We start from the raw sequence: 5,201 nt of genomic DNA, 5'->3' as shown, positions 1-5,201 counted from the left end.
CTCAACTCAACCCATCTCGACAGCCAGCGGCCGAACATGAATCACGCCGGACATCTCGCGCTCGTCGTGCACCGCGCTATGCCGATGTAGTGCACTGCGGTGAAGAGAAAGCCACATGGCTTCGCGGCCGATTCGGGGAAACCATGTGGCGAGTGTCGTCGGAAGCGCGGCGGGAAATCCCTAGTTTCCCGCGGCCCGGCGATCCGCTACCAGTTCGAGGCCAGCAGAAGGTCCCCGTATTCATGTTCGCGGGAGACCTGATGGAGATCGGCGTCCACCATCATCTTCATCAGTTCGGGGAAGTCGACGGTGGGCTTCCAGCCCAGTTTGGCGCGGGCGTGGTCGCTGTCGGCGCAGAGCACCTCGACCTCGGCGGGACGCACCAGTTCGGGGTCGATGACCACATAGTCCTGCCAGTTCAGATCCACGTGTTCGAACGCGATCCGCACCGCGTCCCTGACCGAGTGCATGGCGCCGCTGCCCACCACGTAGTCGTCCGGCTCGTCCGGCTGGAGCATCAGATGCATGGCGCGCACATAGTCACCGGCGAAGCCCCAGTCACGTACCGCGTCGAGGTTCCCGAGGTGCAGTTTGTCCTGGAGTCCGAGTTTGATCCGGGCGACCGCGAGGGAGATCTTCCTGGTCACGAACTCCGAACCACGGCGCGGGGACTCGTGGTTGAAGAGCATTCCGGAGACCGCGTACATCCCGAAGGACTCCCGGTAGTTACGGGTGATGAAGTGCCCGTAGGCCTTTGCGACACCGTACGGGCTGCGCGGATGGAAGAGCGTCGTCTCGCGCTGCGGGGTCTCCGCGGCCTTGCCGAACATCTCCGAGGACGACGCCTGGTAGAAGCGGATCTGGCCGCCGCCGGCCGCGCGCGAGCCGTTGAGTCCGCTCACCATGCGGATCGCTTCGAGGACCCGCAGCACACCCATTCCGTTGACCTCGGTGACCAGCTCCGCCTGCTGCCACGACATCGGCACGAACGAGATCGCGCCGAGGTTGTAGACCTCGTCGGGCTGCACGGTGTCGACGGCGGAGACCAGACTTCCCTGGTCCATGAGATCGCCGTCGACAAACGACAGTTCGGATACGAGCCTGCTGACCCGGGACTTCCGCGGATTGGCCTGTCCCCGGATCAGACCCCAGACCTGATACCCCTGGGACAGCAGATGCTCGGCCAGATAAGAGCCGTCCTGCCCGGTAATTCCAGTGATCAGCGCACGCTTGGACATACCTACCCCTTCTCGACCACCGAGAGACCGCCCAAACGCAGAGCCAGGTCGACGACCTCGCATCGAATACGCTTCTGTCCGGACGATAGACACCGGCACGCTCGCAAGCCGCCGACCTCGGTGTCAAGAAATCCCCGGCTTACTAGGGAATTCCCGAGTGCGGACACCGCCGGGAAGAGGAACCGGGGCGAACACTAGGGATTTTCGGGCCGGTGATGCGGTGCACTGTGTGCGTCGGCGTCCGGGCCGGCTCTGTCAACCGGAGCGTCTTTCCGTGCTGTTCGGACTTCTGCGCACTCATGTACGACCCTATCGGTGGCCGGCGGCCCTGCTCGTTCTTCTGCAGCTGGTCCAGATTCTCGGCACGCTGCTGCTGCCGACGCTCGGCGCGGCCCTGATCGACAACGGGGTGGTCGCCGACGACAGCGGTTACATCGCCCGGGTCGGCGCGCTTATGGTGGCCGTGGCGCTCGTCCAGATCGTGGCGGCCGTCGGCGCGGTGTCGCTCGGCGCCCGGACGGCGATGGCGATGGGGCGCGACATCCGCTCGGTGGTCTTCCGCCGGGTGCTGGACTTCTCCGCCCGGGAGATCGGCCGGTTCGGCACGCCGTCGCTGATGACCCGTACGGTCCATGACGTCCAGCAGGTGCAGACGCTGGCCCAGTCGGGGTTCGGCATCGTGGTGTCGGCGCCCCTGATGTGTCTGGGCAGTGTCTTCCTGGCGCTCCAGCAGGACATTCCGCCGGCGCTGATCCTGGTGGTTCTGGTGGTGGTCGTCGGTGTCGCGTTCGGACTGCTCCTGGTCCGTATGGGGGCGCTCTACGAGCGGATGCAGACGTATCTCGACCGGCTGAATCGGCTGCTGCGGGAGCAGATCACCGGGGTACGGGTGGTGCGCTCCTTCGTCAGGGACACCCATGAGCGGGCCCGGTTCACCCGGACGAATACCGAACTCCTCGATGTGTCACGCCGGGTGGGCCGGCTCATCGCGTCGATGCTCCCCGTGGTGCTGCTGCTGATGAACGGTTTCATGGTGGCGATCCTGTGGACCGGCGCCTACCGGATCGACAGCGGGGCGATGCGGATCGGCGCGCTCAGCGCGTTTCTGAGCTATCTCTCGCTGATTCTGATGTCGGTCGTGATGATCGCGTTCGTGTTTCTGTCCGTCCCGCGCGCGAAGGTGTCCGCCGCGCGTATCCAGGAGATCGTGACCACCGCGACCGGGGTCACCCCGCCGGCCGAGCCGGTACGGACGACGGCGGCGGACGCGGGCCGGCTCGACATCCGGGGGGCGGGGTTCCGCTACCCGGGCGCCGAGAAGCCGATACTCCACGGGATCGATCTGACGGCGGCCCCCGGCGAGAGCGTGGCGATCCTCGGCAGCACCGGCAGCGGCAAGACCACCCTGCTCAATCTGGTGCTGCGGCTGATGGATGTCACGGACGGTTCGGTCCATGTCAACGGCGTCGATGTACGGGAGCTGGACCCCGGGGTACTGAGCCGCGCCGTGGGTTTCGTACCGCAGCGGCCGTATCTGTTCTCCGGGACCGTCGCGACGAATCTGCGGTTCGGGAACCCGGACGCCACCGACGAGGAGCTGTGGCGGGCTCTGCGTACCGCCCAGGCCGCCGGTTTCGTCGAGGCCATGTCCGACGGTCTCGACACGGCGATCGCCCAGGGCGGCACCAATGTCTCGGGCGGTCAGCGCCAGCGGCTGGCCATCGCGCGCACCCTGCTGCGCCGGCCGGACATCTATCTGTTCGACGACTGCTTCTCGGCGCTCGACTACGCCACGGACGCCGCGCTGCGCACCGCGCTGACGCCCGAGACCGCGGGGGCGACGGTGCTGACCGTCGCCCAGCGGGTGGCCACGGTCCGCTCGGCGGACCGGATCGTGGTGCTGGACGAGGGCCGGGTCGTCGGCACCGGTACCCATGACGCGCTGCTGCGCGACAGTTCGACCTATCGCGAGATAGCACTCTCCCAGCTCACCGAGGAGGAGGCTCTCCATGGTCTCGCCGGACAGCCCTGACCGGGCGGAATCCGCCGGACCGGGCCGCAGGCTCCTCGCGCTGCTCCGGCCGCACCGTTCCCTGGTCGCCGCCGCACTCGTCCTGGGCATAGCCGGGATCGGCTGCAACGCGTTCGGCCCGCTCCTGCTCGGCAGGGCCACGGATCTGATCGTCGACGGTGCGCTGACGGGCGGCCAGGGGACAGGCGCGGGTACGGGAGCGGGCACGGGCGCGAGTACGGGGGTGGAAGCGCCGGGGGTGGAAGCGCCGGGGGTGGAAGCGCCGGGGGTGGAAGCGCCGGGGGTGGATTTCGGCCGGGTCGGCCAGGTGCTGCTGCTTCTGCTCGTGCTCTATGCCGCGGCCTCCCTCTTCATGCTCGTGCAGGGCAGGCTGGTCTCGGCCGTCGTCCAGAAGGTGGTCTTCGAGCTGCGGGAGCGGGCGGAGGAGAAGCTCGGGAAGCTGCCGCTGCGGTACTTCGACCGCCACCCGGCGGGCGAGGTGCTGAGCCGTACGACCAACGATGTCGACAATCTCCAGCAGACCCTTCAGCAGACCCTCGCCGAACTGATCACCTCGGTGTTCTCGATCGTGACCATGCTGATCCTGATGCTGGTGATCTCCCCGTCGCTGGCGGCGGTCATGCTGGCGAGCGTGCCGGTCTCGGCCGTACTCGCGGCCTGGATCAGCAGAAGGGCCCAGCCCCGCTTCGCGGACCAGTGGGCCGCGACGGGGGCGATGAACGCGTATGTCGAGGAGATGTACACGGGCCACTCCCTGGTGAGGGGTTTCGGCCGGCGCGAGCAGGCCGAGCGGCACTTCGACACCCAGAACGAGGCGCTCTTCCGCGCGGGCGCCAAGGCCCAGTTCGCCTCGGGCTCGATAGAGCCGTCGATGATGTTCATCGCCAACCTCGGCTATGTGGCGGTGGCGGTGGCCGGCGCGTGGAAGGTCGTCAGCGGCGCGCTGACGCTCGGGGACGTCCAGGCCTTCATCCTCTACTCCCGGCAGTTCAGCCAGCCGATCGTCCAGGTCGCGAGCGTGGCCGGACGGCTCCAGTCCGGGATCGCCTCCGCCGCCCGGGTCTTCACACTGCTCGACGAGCGGGAGCAGGATCCCGATCCGGAGCCCGCGGCCCGGCCGGGCGAGACCATGGGCCGGGTGCGCTTCGACCGGGTGTCGTTCCGCTACTCCCCCGAGACACCGCTGATCGAGGGTCTGTCGCTCGCCGTGGAGCCGGGCAGTACGGTCGCGATCGTCGGTCCCACGGGCGCGGGCAAGACCACACTCGGCAATCTGCTGATGCGGTTCTACGAGGTCGACGGGGGCCGCATCCTGCTCGACGGGACGGATATCGCGTCGATGACACGGGACGATCTGCGGGCGCGGTTCGGTCTGGTCCTCCAGGACACCTGGCTGTTCGGCGGCACGATCGCCGAGAACATCGCGTACGGACAGGAGGGCGCGAGCCGCGAGGAGATCGTGGCCGCCGCGCGCGCGACCTGCGCCGACCGGTTCATCCGTACCCTCCCCGACGGCTACGACACGGTGCTGGACGACGAGTCGTCGGGCGTCAGCGCCGGGGAGAAACAGCTCATCACGGTCGCGCGGGCGTTTCTCGCCAGGCCCGCGGTCCTGGTCCTGGACGAGGCGACGAGTTCCGTCGACACCCGTACCGAGGTCCTCATCCAGCGCGCGATGAACACCCTGCGCGCGGGCAGGACCAGTTTTGTGATCGCGCACCGGCTCTCCACCATCCGCGACGCCGATGTGATCGTCGTCATGGAGTCGGGGCGGATCGTCGAGCGGGGCACTCATGACGAGCTGATCCGGGAGCGGGGCGCCTACGCCCGGCTCCACGCGGCCCGTGCCCAGGAGTCCCCGCGCGCCGCGCCGCTGACGGCCGGCGGCTGAGCCGAGGCCTCTCGCCGACATCCGCCCGCAACAAGACACT

The 5,201-nt window shown here is 68.2% G+C and carries 3 protein-coding genes; 2 read left to right on the top strand and 1 reads right to left on the bottom strand.

Annotated elements, in window-relative coordinates:
• Positions 1-206: 206 nt before the first annotated feature.
• Positions 207-1,238 carry a GDP-mannose 4,6-dehydratase gene (locus OG214_RS36810; RefSeq protein ID WP_365903629.1) on the bottom strand — a complete coding sequence of 344 codons (1,032 nt, stop codon included), beginning with the start codon at positions 1,236-1,238 and terminating at the stop codon, positions 207-209.
• A gap of 274 nt (positions 1,239-1,512) precedes the next feature.
• Here OG214_RS36810 and OG214_RS36805 point away from each other — a divergent pair, with 274 nt between their 5' ends.
• Together OG214_RS36805 and OG214_RS36800 are read left to right on the top strand one after the other, a co-directional pair.
• Positions 1,513-3,270 carry an ABC transporter ATP-binding protein gene (locus OG214_RS36805; RefSeq protein ID WP_405987246.1) on the top strand — a complete coding sequence of 586 codons (1,758 nt, stop codon included), beginning with the start codon at positions 1,513-1,515 and terminating at the stop codon, positions 3,268-3,270.
• A complete protein-coding gene (locus OG214_RS36800) occupies positions 3,248-5,161 on the top strand; it encodes an ABC transporter ATP-binding protein (protein WP_405987245.1) in 1,914 nt (637 codons plus the stop codon). Before OG214_RS36805 ends, OG214_RS36800 begins: the two co-directional genes overlap by 23 nt.
• Positions 5,162-5,201: the final 40 nt, after the last annotated feature.

Source organism: Streptomyces sp. NBC_00872, assembly GCF_045161915.1.
Taxonomy (GTDB): Bacteria; Actinomycetota; Actinomycetes; order Streptomycetales; family Streptomycetaceae; genus Streptomyces.
This window is presented reverse-complemented; position numbering and strand designations above follow the sequence as displayed.

Excerpts from the sequence above, each read along its gene's own strand:
- OG214_RS36810 (WP_365903629.1), bottom strand. The coding sequence starts at position 1,238 with ATGTCCAAGCGTGCGCTGATCACTGGAATTACCGGGCAGGACGGCTCT.
- OG214_RS36800 (WP_405987245.1), top strand. The coding sequence starts at position 3,248 with ATGGTCTCGCCGGACAGCCCTGACCGGGCGGAATCCGCCGGACCGGGC.